Origin of the sequence: Erwinia sp. OLFS4, from assembly GCF_002752165.1 — a bacterium.
Lineage (GTDB): Bacteria > Pseudomonadota > Gammaproteobacteria > Enterobacterales > Enterobacteriaceae > Izhakiella.
Map to the genome: position 1 here is coordinate 1 of NZ_MOMB01000036.1, position 13,171 is coordinate 13,171.

Annotated in this window: 20 protein-coding genes and 2 pseudogenes; 16 read left to right on the forward strand and 6 right to left on the reverse strand. The window is 46.9% G+C overall.

Annotation, left to right across the window (positions count from 1 at the left end; all coding sequences use genetic code 11):
* From BL249_RS06565 to BL249_RS18715, 6 genes and pseudogenes are all read right to left on the reverse strand, one after another.
* Positions 1-535, reverse strand: a pseudogene (locus BL249_RS06565) (hypothetical protein); the annotation flags it as partial.
* Positions 536-552: 17 nt separating this feature from the next.
* Complete coding sequence (locus tag BL249_RS06570) at positions 553-849, reverse strand: hypothetical protein (RefSeq protein WP_099707624.1); 297 nt, start codon at positions 847-849, stop codon at positions 553-555.
* Between the two features lie 144 nt (positions 850-993).
* Positions 994-1,146: a hypothetical protein gene (locus BL249_RS18955; protein ID WP_158233129.1), complete on the reverse strand. Its 153-nt coding sequence runs from the start codon at positions 1,144-1,146 to the stop codon at positions 994-996.
* A gap of 71 nt (positions 1,147-1,217) precedes the next feature.
* On the reverse strand, positions 1,218-1,391 hold the full coding sequence (locus BL249_RS19470; RefSeq protein WP_143354764.1) for a DUF1482 family protein: 174 nt from the start codon (positions 1,389-1,391) through the stop codon (positions 1,218-1,220).
* Between the two features lie 260 nt (positions 1,392-1,651).
* Entirely contained in the window at positions 1,652-2,038 is a 387-nt protein-coding gene (locus BL249_RS06575) for a post-segregation killing protein PndC (protein WP_099707625.1), read from the reverse strand.
* 324 nt (positions 2,039-2,362) lie between these two features.
* Positions 2,363-2,722: a hypothetical protein gene (locus BL249_RS18715; protein ID WP_143354765.1), complete on the reverse strand. Its 360-nt coding sequence runs from the start codon at positions 2,720-2,722 to the stop codon at positions 2,363-2,365.
* A 95-nt stretch (positions 2,723-2,817) separates the two neighbouring features.
* Between BL249_RS18715 and BL249_RS06585 the strand changes: the two genes are divergently transcribed.
* The 16 genes and pseudogenes from BL249_RS06585 to BL249_RS06660 all read left to right on the forward strand — a co-directional run bounded on the left by BL249_RS06585 (position 2,818) and on the right by BL249_RS06660 (position 13,140).
* On the forward strand, positions 2,818-3,072 hold the full coding sequence (locus BL249_RS06585; protein WP_099707626.1) for a transcriptional regulator: 255 nt from the start codon (positions 2,818-2,820) through the stop codon (positions 3,070-3,072).
* A gap of 10 nt (positions 3,073-3,082) precedes the next feature.
* Positions 3,083-3,511 carry a toxin YdaT family protein gene (locus tag BL249_RS06590; protein ID WP_099716834.1) on the forward strand — a complete coding sequence of 143 codons (429 nt, stop codon included), beginning with the start codon at positions 3,083-3,085 and terminating at the stop codon, positions 3,509-3,511.
* Between the two features lie 16 nt (positions 3,512-3,527).
* Positions 3,528-3,755: a cell envelope biogenesis protein OmpA gene (locus BL249_RS06595; protein ID WP_099707667.1), complete on the forward strand. Its 228-nt coding sequence runs from the start codon at positions 3,528-3,530 to the stop codon at positions 3,753-3,755.
* A 41-nt stretch (positions 3,756-3,796) separates the two neighbouring features.
* Positions 3,797-4,594 carry a hypothetical protein gene (locus BL249_RS06600; RefSeq protein ID WP_099707668.1) on the forward strand — a complete coding sequence of 266 codons (798 nt, stop codon included), beginning with the start codon at positions 3,797-3,799 and terminating at the stop codon, positions 4,592-4,594.
* A gap of 2 nt (positions 4,595-4,596) precedes the next feature.
* The gene (locus BL249_RS06605; protein WP_099707669.1) at positions 4,597-5,325 is read left to right on the forward strand and encodes an ATP-binding protein; all 729 of its coding nucleotides are present in this window, start codon (positions 4,597-4,599) and stop codon (positions 5,323-5,325) included.
* A gap of 36 nt (positions 5,326-5,361) precedes the next feature.
* A complete protein-coding gene (locus tag BL249_RS06610) occupies positions 5,362-5,781 on the forward strand; it encodes a zinc-finger-containing protein (RefSeq protein WP_241898850.1) in 420 nt (139 codons plus the stop codon).
* Between the two features lie 14 nt (positions 5,782-5,795).
* Complete coding sequence (locus tag BL249_RS06615; RefSeq protein ID WP_099707670.1) at positions 5,796-6,221, forward strand: hypothetical protein; 426 nt, start codon at positions 5,796-5,798, stop codon at positions 6,219-6,221.
* A gap of 7 nt (positions 6,222-6,228) precedes the next feature.
* Positions 6,229-7,833 carry a DUF4942 domain-containing protein gene (locus BL249_RS06620; RefSeq protein WP_099707671.1) on the forward strand — a complete coding sequence of 535 codons (1,605 nt, stop codon included), beginning with the start codon at positions 6,229-6,231 and terminating at the stop codon, positions 7,831-7,833.
* Complete coding sequence (locus BL249_RS06625; RefSeq protein WP_099707672.1) at positions 7,830-8,357, forward strand: class I SAM-dependent methyltransferase; 528 nt, start codon at positions 7,830-7,832, stop codon at positions 8,355-8,357. Before BL249_RS06620 ends, BL249_RS06625 begins: the two co-directional genes overlap by 4 nt.
* A gap of 2 nt (positions 8,358-8,359) precedes the next feature.
* A pseudogene (locus BL249_RS06630) lies at positions 8,360-9,814 on the forward strand (DNA cytosine methyltransferase); the annotation flags it as partial.
* A gap of 130 nt (positions 9,815-9,944) precedes the next feature.
* Positions 9,945-10,133, forward strand: a complete 189-nt coding sequence (locus tag BL249_RS06635; RefSeq protein ID WP_099707674.1) for a hypothetical protein — start codon at positions 9,945-9,947, stop codon at positions 10,131-10,133.
* A gap of 95 nt (positions 10,134-10,228) precedes the next feature.
* Positions 10,229-10,822, forward strand: a complete 594-nt coding sequence (locus BL249_RS06640) for a DUF1367 family protein (protein WP_099707675.1) — start codon at positions 10,229-10,231, stop codon at positions 10,820-10,822.
* A gap of 8 nt (positions 10,823-10,830) precedes the next feature.
* Positions 10,831-11,391 carry a phage N-6-adenine-methyltransferase gene (locus BL249_RS06645; RefSeq protein WP_099707676.1) on the forward strand — a complete coding sequence of 187 codons (561 nt, stop codon included), beginning with the start codon at positions 10,831-10,833 and terminating at the stop codon, positions 11,389-11,391.
* Between the two features lie 364 nt (positions 11,392-11,755).
* Positions 11,756-12,049, forward strand: coding sequence for a DUF1364 domain-containing protein (locus BL249_RS06650; RefSeq protein WP_099707677.1), 294 nt, complete (start codon positions 11,756-11,758; stop codon positions 12,047-12,049).
* Positions 12,046-12,696 (forward strand): antitermination protein Q, encoded by a 651-nt coding sequence (locus tag BL249_RS06655; protein WP_099707678.1) that lies wholly within the window; start codon positions 12,046-12,048, stop codon positions 12,694-12,696. The genes BL249_RS06650 and BL249_RS06655 overlap by 4 nt, the downstream gene beginning before the upstream one ends.
* A 198-nt stretch (positions 12,697-12,894) precedes the next feature.
* Positions 12,895-13,140, forward strand: a complete 246-nt coding sequence (locus tag BL249_RS06660) for an HP1 family phage holin (protein WP_446717761.1) — start codon at positions 12,895-12,897, stop codon at positions 13,138-13,140.
* Positions 13,141-13,171: the final 31 nt, after the last annotated feature.

Below are 13,171 nucleotides of genomic sequence, written 5' to 3' on the forward strand. Positions count from 1 at the left end.
CGCGGAGGGCGGTAAGCAAATTATCAACGGATGCAGGGAACATATTTTTAACGGCGGTAACGCGGCAAAGGCCATCTATCACCGCGCGAATATCTTCCGGTGCTTCTTCGTCATTCAGCATGTCGTAGGCGTTTGACAGATACTCCTGATTTACAGTTTCCGGCACTGCGCCATACATGACGATATAGGCAATTCGAACATCTGTCGGAAGGTCAGCAATGGAACCAGGCTCATCAACTGCACATTCCTCAGTGACAATTAATTCAAAATCTTTGATTTCGTCATTCCAGATACGTTTAGAGATCCACTCAGAATCGAATTGATCAATTGGTGGATACTCTAAATCATCGCTTTGTACACAAATTTTAGGTTTGAAATAATTTCCGCTTGAATCCGGGTAAGATTCTTCCAGCGCTACAGATGCTTTCATTTCGGCTATTTTTTCATTTTTGGCTTCTACCGTAATAGCAAGAGCAATAGTGCCATTTACTATCGCTAATTTTTTTGGTATGAAACCACAAGTATATAATCCCATTAGTCACTCCTCGCTTATTAATGTTCAATGCATCGTAAGGACTGAATTTTTTCCTCAATTTCCTTGATTCGCATTTGTGAGTCGGTAACGATTCTACTCTTCATTTTTTCCAACCCATCTATTTCGCATTGTGTTAAATTGACAGATGGAATATCAATCGAAATATCTAGTGTTGTTAATAAGACCGTGGTTACGTTTTCATTATCAGGTGGGTCATAATCCATAACGCGAATACTAAATTCGTTTTCCCATGTATACTTTTGTGCAGCAATGAACAATTTTTTATTGATCGACGTTGGTAGCGCTGTTTGCATGATTACCTCGTAGTGTTATAATCCTTGCGTCCAGTGGTGGAAGCCATTGGTCATACCTCGCTGGAGTCGGTTTGGTCGCTGACTCCGCCGTCACCGGGACGTTAAGCCGGTAGACTGGCCCGCCTTGTGCGGGCCTTTTTACGGCTACTCTTCCTCGCCGCCAATCGCTACGCTAATTTCGTTAGCGAGTGATAGCCCATCGTTGCCTACCTCATCACAATGTTTAACAAAGTCACTCCATTGGGAATCGATAAATTGACGTAATACGGTTGATTGAAATTCATTAAGTTCAAACATATCTTTATTCCTGTATGTATTCGCGTTTATAAAGCCTCACACATTAACGCTCATGAAAATGTAAGAGGGGTTTATTTCTGATGGATGATACTTTTTATTTCGTAACAATTACCGTTAAAAACACGCCTTTCATAAATAACAGTTTCACACTCCCGCTTAGATTCATAAATTTCATAAACAACGTCTTTGCATGTTTCATGCGCAGGACATACTGTTACAACTAATGCGAATAATAGTTGTTGCATATATTCACCTGGTGTTTGGCGGCTTAACTTTTTTCGTCTACTACTGCGTGGTATTTCTGTTCGTCACCATCGCAGTAGTATACATAGCCGCGTCGATTAAACAGAAAAACTAGGGCGTCGATTGGAGTATTAGCGTAATCCATTTTCTATTCCTCTCTTTATTTGGAATTTAGCTGGCTGTGGGCGGTAATCATGGACTTTATGCACATAGCTATAAGAGGTCGGTTCTCCGTCACCACAACCAGCTAAATATTTTTAAATTACAGTTCTATTGCATCTTTTGGATATTTGGTTCTTTCATTTCCTTTCATAACCAACCACTTTTCTCCATCCCATATATATGAAAACTCTTCTTGATTTAGTGGGCTGGCTTTTTCTTTAAAAGATACATTTTCTTCGCCACGATCTCGGCCATAATAAACGGTATAGCCATCAACTCGATTATCGAACGAATGTCCTTCTGGTTTATCACAGCTATTATCTAATATTGATATATCACCATGTGAAACCAGCTTTTCCGCTAATTCCTGAGAATTGTAATGCGCTGTCAGAATCGGGCCGTGATGTTCAGGATAGCCATCCCAGTGACAGTAGACGCAGTGATAAATGTCACCGACTTTTACATTGATATTTGATCTGGTCGCCATTGGTCATTCCTCGCTTATAACGTGATTGGTCATACCTCGCCCGTCTTTCCGGGGTGTCAGAACTTTTACCCATATCAGCCTGCTGTGCCGTGTTTCTCGCGATTCACCCGGTGTTTCATACGCTCGCCGGTAGCTACTTCGTGGGCTTTCCTTGCCTTATCGCGTTGGCTGCTTGCCGTTGATGGAAGTGACTTTACTATTTACTAAAGCGAAAGTAAACCATTTGGTTTTGATTTTTTTTATTGAAGGTACAAAAACGACAAAACCGGCACATGGCCGGTGATTTTGTAGTAAGAATGTTGATTTATTTAGGGAGGCAGATAATTAAAGTTTACTTCGCCGCAAGAGTTCATCGAATAATTCATTGAATTCTTTGGCTTTTTCTTCAAATTCTCTAATCGTTCTGGTTTTTGCTGAATCAGGAAACTCTCTGAAAAGAGTTATCAGCCTTTCTTCTTGTTCATCCAGCACTACTGTAGGCTGTGAGCTATCTGAAGCATCATAAGGTTGGCTAAGGTACCCACCGGGCATCCCATAATCGTTCTCAATTCTTGCGGCTGCTCTCTCGCCAAACGATGATTTCCCATTGATTAATTGGGATATATAGCTCATCTCCTTCTTGGGTAAAGGCTTGTCAGCAAACCATTCTTTGAGGCGTTGTCGCCTTATCTCTCTTATGTCCATTCCATTATTTTGATTAGTAAATGGTAAACAAGCAAATGCTTGAGTTCTAATTTAGTGTTTGGTAAAGTCCATGCGAATTCTGAACGGAGTTAGATATGAATCTTAAGCAATACATAAAAACCCTAAAGCGGGGTGATGCCAAAAAGTTAGCCGAGAAAATGGGTATATCACCCTCTCATTTGTCGCAGATGGCCTCAGGTCAGTCACCGATCTCACCTGCACGTTGTGTTGAGATCGAAGAATTTACGTTAGGTGCTGTAACACGTATTGACCTACGCCCTGATGACTGGACAAGGATTTGGCCGGAACTTATCCCCCAGAACAATCAATCTACACCACCAGGAGCATAAAAACTGACTTATGGAAATCAATCATGAAGCCATTTGCATTGAGCTACGCCGTTGGGCCAGTGCAACAAAACGGGAAACGGTAGCGGCTGAGATAACCCAGCGTTATTTCGATCTCGGTGGTGGGGATTTACCTCTGTATCCGGTAGAAGCCCCTGGTGCAACACACAACAACATGCAGAACATCTTCCGTTGGCTTGACGGCGATAGCCGGAAGGCGAGAGCGAAGATTGATGAGTTGAAGCCCGCGATCCTTAAAGCACTGGAGCACCGCAGGAACGGGACGATCCAATATCAGGTAGCACAGGCGCAAAAAGAATGCGCTGAGGCGATTAGCGCGGCATTGCTGGAACTACCGGATGTTGATAAGGAAATCAGCGATGCAATTGAGGCATTGCATGTGCTGAGAAAGAGACCATCTGGCGGCATTTACTGCTGGTGACAACGAGGTATGACCAATGGCTAATTTTACGAGAGAACAGGTCGAGACGCAGATCCGCGATCACCTGGTTCGTGATGGATTCTCTGTCGATATTGCTCGTTCAGCAGCATTTCGCGGAGCAGATCATTATATGAGCAGACCCAACGCAACAATAGCAAGCTGTATTGCTATCGCTAAAACATATGCCAGACCGTTGAAACGGGTTAAAGGGAAGCAAGGTTGCAACGTCAATTCGCGCAAATAGTAACGCTGTTAGCGTTACAGAATTAAAATACCGAGGCTTCTATGGCGTCCAGTTGGATAAAAATTGAGGTGATAACCCCGGATAAACCCGAGGTGTACCAACTTGCCGAATTGTTGGACATAGATCCAGATGCTGCATTGGGCAAACTGGTGCGCCTTTGGGCATGGGCTGATCAACAAACAATTGATGGTAACGCAAAGTGTAACGCAGCAAGCGTTACCAAAAATGCTGTTGACCGGATCACATTCGTGCGTGGGTTTGCTGATGCGCTAATTCGAGTTGGATGGTTGGCAGTTGAGGGTGATACGTTAATTTTCCCTAAATTTGAACGGCATAATGGTAATTCCTCGAAAAAACGAGCACTTACAAATGACCGTGTTACAAAAATGCGCGAAATGAAACGCAATGAAAACGCAAACAGTAACGCTCATGGCGTTACAGGGAGAGATCAAAAAGCGTTACCAGAGGAAGAGGAAGAGATAGATATAAAAGATCCCCCCTTAAATCCCCCCAAGGGGAAAATAGCCACGAAGAAATTTAATCCGCTGGAAATTGATTTACCGGACTGGCTATTCCCTGAGCTATGGGCTGAATGGGTCGAGTTTCGCAGGGCATTGCGTAAGCCGATTAAGACATCCCAGGGAGCGAACGGGGCCATTCGTGAGCTTGATAAATTCAGGGGACAAGGCATTTCGCCTGAGGTGGTCATTCGGCATAGCATCGCCAACGAATATCAAGGGTTGTATGCCCCCGGAGGACGGGTCATAGCGAATAGTGGCAGGGATGTTAATAAAATTTCATCGCCAGATGTTTCCATTCCACCTGGTTTCAGGGGGTAACTATGCGCGACATTTCGGCAGTTTTTAAAAGATTGCAGAATATCATCCCGTCAGGCGTAAGCCCCAAATTTACCAGCGCGGAAGATCTTATGGCCTGGCACCTTGAGGAAGGGCGAAAGTACAGTGAAAACCTGATGCGCGAAAATCATCGGACACGTATGGAAAAAATTTTCGGTAGATCAGGGATCCGCGAGCGTTATCAAAAATGTACGTTCAAAAATTACCATGTTGAGAATGATGGACAAAGACGGGCGCTTACTCTGGCTAAATCGTGGTTGGCAAATTTTGGCTCTGGCTGTGTCAGCTTTGTTTTTAGTGGTTCAACAGGTACAGGAAAAAATCATTTATCGGCTGCTATCGGGAACGCACTACTGGAGCAGGAAAAAACAGTGCTAATTATAACGGTGGCGGATCTTATGCTTGAGGTTCGAGCTGGTTATAACGGTGGTAAGAGTGAAGATGAATTATTAACTGAACTATGCCGCGTTGATTTACTGGTACTTGATGAAGTTGGGGTGCAGCGTGACACAAAAAATGAATTTGTCATTTTGCATCAAATTATTGACCGGCGCACCGCCATGATGAAACCAGTAGGTGTTCTCACCAATCTTAACCATGCTGATTTAGCCGGGGTGCTTGGCCCTCGCGTAATGGATCGCCTGATGATGGATGGTGGTGTTTGGATAAATTTTAATTGGGAGAGTTATCGAAGCCGTCTGAAGAGTAAATAATATTTTTTAATTAAATAATTATGCGAGGAATGGCCAATGTTTTTAAACGTTAAATCAAACACGATGAATATTAATCGTGAGGTCTTTTGTGATTACTGCGGTGAATATGCCCGGCTGGTAACTGGTCGGAAAATATATCCACAGCGTAGAGATCTTGCTGACAAGTTTTTTTGGGAATGTGAGCCGTGCCGTGCACATGTTGGCTGTCACCGGGATAGTGATGCGCTTCCACTGGGACGCCTTGCTAACGCGGAATTACGAGCAGCAAAACGAATTGCACATGCAGCGTTTGATCCGCTGTGGAAAGAGTTTGGCATGAGGCGAGGGGATGCCTATTCGTGGCTGGCTGAACAACTTGGTATCCCCGTAGCAAAGTGCCACATCGGTATGTTTGACGTAGATCAATGCCGTCAAGTGCAGAAGGTAGCAACGGACTATAAAAATTCACTGTTGTAATCGAGGTATGACCAATGTCTTTAGAAATTAATACATTAATCAAAGAGCGCCGTTACGTTAGCGATGATGGCTGCGACTATTGTGCAACGTTTATCGATAACTGGAATGCGGCTGCGCGGGCGCGGTCAGGGGCCTGTTATCAACCACCAGTTAAACCGCCTGTGGTTTGCAACCCGAAAACAGAAACTGGTGCTGTTGTGAAGATAGGCAACCGCAATGTCTACGGTCGCAAGGTTATTACGGGTGTTTACCAGCTACACCATTCTGGCCGGTCGGCAGTTCAAATTGCTCACATGTTGAAAATGCCGGTTTACAGGGTTGAGCACTTACTCAAACGAGGAACCAGTGTGCGCCGCGAAATTTTCCGGCAGGTTTTGACCCAACCACTCCCGACCGAGGCTGAAATTATGCGTTGCCTCGCCGCAGAATCTAAGGCGTGAGGTGAATATGAGTAATTTGATTTTAGGAGATGATTTTTTCGCCCCTGCACCTTCCGATCTGGTCGATAATTTGATTGGCCGATATAAATCTACCAGGGTAAAAATAGAAAGTCTCGCTGGTGTGCTTAACGGTTCTGACGGTTCAGAAGTGATCCCTTATTTCTTGCGCGGTAATCAGAGCGACCATGAGTGTTATATCAGACCCGTGGCCGATATATTTAAACTCGAAGGGGCTATTGCTAATTTAAACGCTTCTTACTGGCAGCAGGCATTGTCTCTTACTGATGTTTACGAATATATGCCGCAAAAGCGTCGGGATGAGTGGAACGATCAGATACGTGAAATGAAAACGCCAGAATTTGAAGAAGAAACCGTTCGACCGACAATCATGTCACTGCTTAATTCTCGACAAAAATTCTTTAGTGAGCGCGTGGATGGTATTTTCAGGGTCTTATCCGGGGAACACGTAACCAACCGCCCGGAGGGTTTTAGTAAGAGAATGATCCTCTACGTCATGGGTAATTTGGGCCTGACGCACAGCAACGTAGGGTATCTGAACGATCTGCGTACGGTCATAGCTAAATTTATGGGACGTGACCTACCGGGCTATTCAAGCACTGACCCGATAATTAAAGCTGCTTACAGGAAAACAGGACAGTGGCTAACGATTGATGGTGGCGCTTTGCGTATTCGTTGTTACCTCAAAGGCACGGCTCATCTTGAGGTGCATCCTGATATGGCGTGGCGTCTTAATTGTGTGCTTGCCAGCCTGTACCCGGCTGCTATCCCCGCTGAATTTCGCCAGAAACCAAAAAAGCGATTAAAAGAGTTCACGATGATGGAGCGCCCGTTACCGTTCGCCGTTATCAACGTACTCGTAGGAATGAAAAAAGAGCGTATTGCATGGATGAATAGTTCTGGCCAACGGCGTGAAGGTGTCACCGATAACCCGCACAGCAGGTGTCTGGATTATTCCCACCGTGATAATGCCGTTCAGAGCGAAGTTGAAAATGTGCTGGCATTTATAGGCGGTGTCAAAATGTCGAAGAACGGACACTTCTGGTTCGAATTCGACTACGACCCCGATGATGTTATTTCCGAGATTGTCGCTTCTGGTTGTATTCCTGAGCATAAATCACACCAGTTTTACCCAACACCCGATCATCTGGCGCAGCGTTGCGTCGATTTGGCAGGGATAGAACCTCACCACTCTTGCCTGGAACCGAGCGCCGGGCATGGTGCTATTGCTGATCTCCTTACCGAGGGGAAAACAACGTGCGTAGAAATATCACCCCTGAATTGCAAAGTTCTGGAAAGCAAAGGGCATCGGGTATTTAACGCTGATTTTCTTAAGTGGGCGGAGCAGGGCGGTTGTTTTGATCGGATAGTGATGAATCCTCCGTTCAGCGAAGGACGGGCATTGGCGCATCTGAACGCGGCAGCATCCCTCACCAAAACCGGTAGTAGGCTGGTGGCGATTCTGCCTCCGAGCATGAAAGGTAAGGATCTTCTGCCTGGATGGAGCATTGACTGGTCGGAAATCATCACCAATGAGTTCGCCAATACCAGCGTTTCAGTAGTGATTTTGACGGCAGAAAGAGGTGCGCAATGACAATTGAACAGTGCCTCGACGGTAAAAGTATTCTCGATATGTGTTGCGGTTCACGCATGTTCTGGTTCGACCGTACCGATCCGCGTGTTGTTTTCGGAGACATTCGCGATGAGTCACACACGCTATGCGATGGGCGCGAGCTGCATGTAAAACCTGATGTGCTGCTGGACTTCCGCGATCTACCTTTCGCCGATGAACAATTCAGCCTGGTAGTATTCGACCCTCCACATCTTCAGTTTGCCGGTGAAACAAGCTGGCTGCGTGCAAAGTATGGAGCACTTAACCGAGAAACATGGCGAGAAGACCTAGCAAAAGGTTTCAGCGAAGCTTTTCGGGTGCTGAAGCCTTTGGGAACGCTAATTTTTAAGTGGAACGAAACGCAGATTAAAACCAGTGAAATCCTCGCGCTTACTGACCAGAAACCAACGTTTGGACATCCTTCAGGTAAGCGAGCAAATACTCACTGGATCGCATTCTTCAAAGATGGTGAGCCGAGGCTACATATCAAGGTCGAGGGGAATTAGTCATGAGGTATGGCTCAGTATGCAGCGGGATTGAAGCCGCCAGCATTGCATGGGAAACGCTGGGATGGTCACCGCTCTGGTTCAGTGAAATTGAAAAATTCCCCTCTGCTGTTTTAGCTCACCATTGGCCTGATATTCGGAATCTTGGGGACATGACCAAACTGGCCGGGCATATAATGTCCGGTAGTGTGGAAGCGCCAGATGTGCTGGTAGGAGGAACCCCCTGTCAGGCATTTTCTATCGCCGGGCTGCGCAATGGCCTGTTGGATACTCGTGGTCAGTTAACCCTTTCATATGTGGAATTAGCAAATGCAATTGACAACAAACGCCGGGAAAACGGTAAGCCACCAGTTATCATCGTCTGGGAAAATGTACCCGGAGTACTCAGTAGTAAAGACAACGCTTTCGGTTGCTTTCTTGCTGGACTGGCCGGAGAAGATGAGCCACTACAGCCGGCAGGGAAAAAATGGTCAAACGGAGGTGCTGTGTCTGGATCTTCGCGCGCAATCGCTTGGCGATTGTTGGACGCCCAATATTTCGGAGTGGCCCAACGACGCAGACGTGTGTTCGTTGTCGCAAGTGCTAGAAACGACTTCGATCCCGCCAAAGTATTTTTTGAGTTCAACGGCCTGCGCCGGGATACTCCGCCGTGCAGAGAAGCGCAGGCGTCAGTTGCCGCTCTTACTGCAAGCGGCGTTGGAACAAGTGGTGCAGATGACAACCAGGGCATCGCAGGACACCTGTTAGCACATCCGATGAATGGCAGTCACTGGGATAATGTTAATAATCCGCACCCAACGTTAAATCAATCAAACAATATTGGTGGTATTGGTCTGAGCAATCAGGAATTGTTCAGCCAACGCGGTGCCGGAATTGTTAAAGGTTATCGTATGGCGGCATTTGGCGAATACGCTGATGATGAAACAGCCTCAACGTGTAAAGCGCGTGACTACAAAGATGCAACTGATCTGGCTGTTACGACACAATACGGGGCTGGTATTGCTGGAACGTTGACTGCGCGTCATGATTCATCACCCTGTGCAGATCGTGGGATGAATGTGCTGGCTTTTCCTGAACGCATGAGTAGTACGCAGGCAGCATCCACCAAAAATCTATCACCAGCAATAATGTCTCGAAATCCCACGGCAATAGCTATTGCTGGGAACACCATCGGGCGTGCGCCCCGTAATGGTGGTAATGGTACAGGATACCATCAAGAAGTTAGCTACACCCTCACAAAAACTGACATTCATGGTGTTGCTATGGGTATGCAAGTACGCCGCCTTACACCTGTTGAATGCGAGAGATTACAAGGATTTCCTGATAACCACACGCTGATCCCTTGGCGTGGAAAAAATGCCAATAACTGCCCTGATGGGCCTCGTTATAAGGCGATTGGTAACAGCATGGCTGTACCAGTGATGCGGTGGATTGGTCTACAAATTCAAAAAGAAATAGGTGGTCGCTGACTTAAACCTTTTTGCGGCAGAGGGTTATCTCGTTAACAATGAGGTAGCGCGTAGGCATGGAAGCCAAAACAAGGATCGGCCCCCGCAAGGGAAGATTCAACCGCAAGAGGTTGCTATTATGGATAAATATTTGTATGAGTTGCCGGTAAAGTTACCAGCAAAAGGTTGTACGTTGGTTTACACCGATAACGGGGTGGTAACCGCTGCTGTGGTGAAACGTCCCGATCAGTATGTGGCAACGGTTGATGAGTTTTTTGAACTGGCTAAAGCAGCATGTTTTCCTGTAGAACCACCAGCAGAAGAGTAGAGCACCACCCGTAATAGCGCTATACTATGTTCGCCAGCCTGAACAACTGGCAACCCTGAATCAGTACTGTTGTGCCATCAACCCGAGAGGCGAAGATGGCACAGTTAGCATTTATCAAATCGAGCAACACAACACTGATACCGGCATCGCCCGATACCGGTGATTTTTTACATCATAAAATCAAGATCGGCGCAGTGTTACATGCTGATTTCAAAAAAGTACGCAACCCCAAATTTCACCGTCTTTATTTTTCACTTCTCAATCTTGGCTTCGAATACTGGACACCGACAGGCGGCACAATTTCCCCCGACGAGAAAAGCCTGATCCGTGGTTATTCGAGATACCTGATCAATCTGGTAGCACACGATAGCATCATTCTTGAGTGCGAAACTGATTATCTAAAATCAGTTATGGAGCTGCGGGCTGATCGCGTGACCCTGATTAAATCCTTTGATGCCTTTCGACGTTGGACGACCATCCAGGCGGGTTATTTCCAACTTTTGCAAATGCCTGATGGCGCAATCATCAAGGAACCCAAGTCGATCTCATTCGCGAACATGGACGATACGGAATTCGCTGAACTCTACAAAGCCACGCTGAATACCCTTTGGCATTTCATCCTCAACAAAACATTCAGCACACCGGCTGCGGCGGAGAATGCCGCCAGTCAGTTGCTGAGTTATGCGTGAGGTGGGCTATGGCTGATTTTGGTGGAAGTAACACCCCGGTTGATATTAAGGATTTGTGGCGGACTCCGGCTGAATTATTTGCTGCCATCGATGGAGAATTCAACTTTGTCGGAGATGTTGCAGCCAGTGATGATAATTATCTTCATAACCGTTATCTGACCAGTGAGGATGATGCGCTTTCACTGGAATGGGGTGAACTATTTCCGGCAGGATATGTTTTCTGCAACCCTCCCTATAGCGACATTACACCGTGGGTACAAAAGGCCCAGGAAGCCGTAAAAAGTGCCATTGGCGTAGTGATGCTGGTTCCGGCTGATACCTCAGTAGGTTGGTTCCGCATAGCATTAACCGATATCAGCGAGATCCGGTTTATTACCGGGGGAAGAATTTCTTTTGTCCGCGCTGATACCTGCAAAAAGGTTGATGGTAATAACAAGGGTTCAATGCTGCTTGTCTGGGATCCAGTGCGGAGTGGTGCAGGAATCACAAAATATATTGATCGTGACGAGTTAATACAGCGTGGAAAAGTTTTCCTCGAACAGAAAGAACTGTGTGGGGTGGCAGTATGAAAAACGAACTCTGCATTTTCTGCGGTGCACCGTCCACGTTACTTTGTGACGGACATCTCGGTTATCCCCCGCATAAATCAGAACCGGAGTTGATCTCCCCCTTTGAACCCTATACCTGCGATGCTCCGATGTGTTCTGGCTGTGCCACAAACGCCGGGTGTTACCACATCTGTATACGTGGTCATAAACGCGGTTGCATCCACGACACGACTGATTATTGCCCTGCATGTGCCGTGTTACCGCGTACCAACCGCCGCATTATTCACACGTCAGAGCAGGCTGGCACAATCCGTGCCGCTCATTGGCTGAGTGCCCCGACTGAGTACCAGAAACGCCAGCGAATTATCCAGGGGGGAGGTCAGCAATGTCTCGATCTGTGAATTTTCGGAAGGAGGCCCGTGGGCGTGAGTGCCAGATTCGGATCCCCGGTATCTGTAACGGCAACCCGGAAACCGTAGTGCTAACCCATTTCAGACTTGCGGTGACGTGCGGTACCGGGATCAAGCCGCCAGATATACAGGCTGCATGGGGCTGTAGCGGGTGCCATGACGAATGTGATCGCCGCACACACTATATCGATAACGAAACTGCTCGTCTGTTTCATGCCGAGGGCGTGATGCGTACGCAATATATTCTCATTGCTGAGGGAAAACTATGAGGCTCAAATACGCACTGACAATCGCGAATCCCAAATCAGCCCAAATTGTGGCATATCAGGCGCGATCAACCGGCAACAGCCATTTAACCAAAGTTGATGTGATGACTGCACTGGGTATGACCCAGGCAAGGCACCGGGGAGGGCTATGTCTGCTGTACGCAAAATATACGAAAGATGTTGATGCCGGTCGCACCGCATTGATCGAACTGACCAAATACGCCCGGACTCAGGCGCGGAAGTATGTTGGAAAAATTCCCGGCAGGCGTGGCGCAATTGCGATTCGAACATTAGCTATGCTGGCGCTGGAGGAATATTGTCGAACCGCCGACACTCCTGGTGCCAAGTGTCGCTGTGGTGGCAGTGGTGAAGTTTGTGACCGGAAAGAAACTGATCGTACGGGCAAATTGGTTATTATCCCTTGTAAGAAATGCCACGGCACCGGATTAAGGCCAATATCCCAAACGCGGGCGCACCACGCTATCGTAGCGCTGATTCCCGGCGTATCTAGAGCAACCTGGTACAGAGTCTGGTCGCGCTTTTACGAAGCGTTACTGGCGTGGTGCTATTCGCAGGAATCAATCGCAGAATCGGAGTATCAACACATCACCGGGATGTCTGAATTGAATAAAGAAATCATTGCAAAGTGAGACAATTTGCCCTAAATTGACACCCATAGTGGGAGATTAATACTCTCAACACTGTATACATTCTAAAGCCCGCCAAATTTCAGGCGGGTTTTTGCTATCTGAGCCTCGGTGTTTTCCGGGGCTTTATTATTTTTGGATCAAGCTACTACACAGAGGCTTCGCTGCGGCGAGGCCTTTTTTATTTTAACGGAGCCACCCATGCGGGAGGTGGAGATGATCAGAATGGATAAATACAGCTCCCAGCTTTCGTATTGGGTTGCATCAATCCTGACCGCTGCTGGGGCATTGACGTTACAGGATTGGGCTGTGCTGGTGGGGATTATCGTTGCGATAGGCACCTTTGGCGTCAACTGGTACTACAAACGCAAACTGGTTAATAAGTTAACGGCGGTTGGCTATGACAAAGAGCGGGCGAAAGCCGCTTACCGCGCTATGAACGAATGAGGATGTTATGTCAGCAAAAATAAAAACGGGT

What these genes read in the sequence shown, in the direction of transcription:
- BL249_RS06570 (WP_099707624.1), bottom strand. Translation starts at nt 849, where the DNA reads ATGCAAACAGCGCTACCAACGTCGATCAATAAAAAATTGTTCATTGCT.
- BL249_RS18955 (WP_158233129.1), bottom strand. Translation starts at nt 1,146, where the DNA reads ATGTTTGAACTTAATGAATTTCAATCAACCGTATTACGTCAATTTATC.
- BL249_RS19470 (WP_143354764.1), bottom strand. Translation starts at nt 1,391, where the DNA reads ATGCAACAACTATTATTCGCATTAGTTGTAACAGTATGTCCTGCGCAT.
- BL249_RS06575 (WP_099707625.1), bottom strand. Translation starts at nt 2,038, where the DNA reads ATGGCGACCAGATCAAATATCAATGTAAAAGTCGGTGACATTTATCAC.
- BL249_RS18715 (WP_143354765.1), bottom strand. Translation starts at nt 2,722, where the DNA reads ATGGACATAAGAGAGATAAGGCGACAACGCCTCAAAGAATGGTTTGCT.
- BL249_RS06585 (WP_099707626.1), top strand. Translation starts at nt 2,818, where the DNA reads ATGAATCTTAAGCAATACATAAAAACCCTAAAGCGGGGTGATGCCAAA.
- BL249_RS06590 (WP_099716834.1), top strand. Translation starts at nt 3,083, where the DNA reads ATGGAAATCAATCATGAAGCCATTTGCATTGAGCTACGCCGTTGGGCC.
- BL249_RS06595 (WP_099707667.1), top strand. Translation starts at nt 3,528, where the DNA reads ATGGCTAATTTTACGAGAGAACAGGTCGAGACGCAGATCCGCGATCAC.
- BL249_RS06600 (WP_099707668.1), top strand. Translation starts at nt 3,797, where the DNA reads ATGGCGTCCAGTTGGATAAAAATTGAGGTGATAACCCCGGATAAACCC.
- BL249_RS06605 (WP_099707669.1), top strand. Translation starts at nt 4,597, where the DNA reads ATGCGCGACATTTCGGCAGTTTTTAAAAGATTGCAGAATATCATCCCG.
- BL249_RS06610 (WP_241898850.1), top strand. Translation starts at nt 5,362, where the DNA reads ATGTTTTTAAACGTTAAATCAAACACGATGAATATTAATCGTGAGGTC.
- BL249_RS06615 (WP_099707670.1), top strand. Translation starts at nt 5,796, where the DNA reads ATGTCTTTAGAAATTAATACATTAATCAAAGAGCGCCGTTACGTTAGC.
- BL249_RS06620 (WP_099707671.1), top strand. Translation starts at nt 6,229, where the DNA reads ATGAGTAATTTGATTTTAGGAGATGATTTTTTCGCCCCTGCACCTTCC.
- BL249_RS06625 (WP_099707672.1), top strand. Translation starts at nt 7,830, where the DNA reads ATGACAATTGAACAGTGCCTCGACGGTAAAAGTATTCTCGATATGTGT.
- BL249_RS06635 (WP_099707674.1), top strand. Translation starts at nt 9,945, where the DNA reads ATGGATAAATATTTGTATGAGTTGCCGGTAAAGTTACCAGCAAAAGGT.
- BL249_RS06640 (WP_099707675.1), top strand. Translation starts at nt 10,229, where the DNA reads ATGGCACAGTTAGCATTTATCAAATCGAGCAACACAACACTGATACCG.
- BL249_RS06645 (WP_099707676.1), top strand. Translation starts at nt 10,831, where the DNA reads ATGGCTGATTTTGGTGGAAGTAACACCCCGGTTGATATTAAGGATTTG.
- BL249_RS06650 (WP_099707677.1), top strand. Translation starts at nt 11,756, where the DNA reads ATGTCTCGATCTGTGAATTTTCGGAAGGAGGCCCGTGGGCGTGAGTGC.
- BL249_RS06655 (WP_099707678.1), top strand. Translation starts at nt 12,046, where the DNA reads ATGAGGCTCAAATACGCACTGACAATCGCGAATCCCAAATCAGCCCAA.
- BL249_RS06660 (WP_446717761.1), top strand. Translation starts at nt 12,895, where the DNA reads ATGCGGGAGGTGGAGATGATCAGAATGGATAAATACAGCTCCCAGCTT.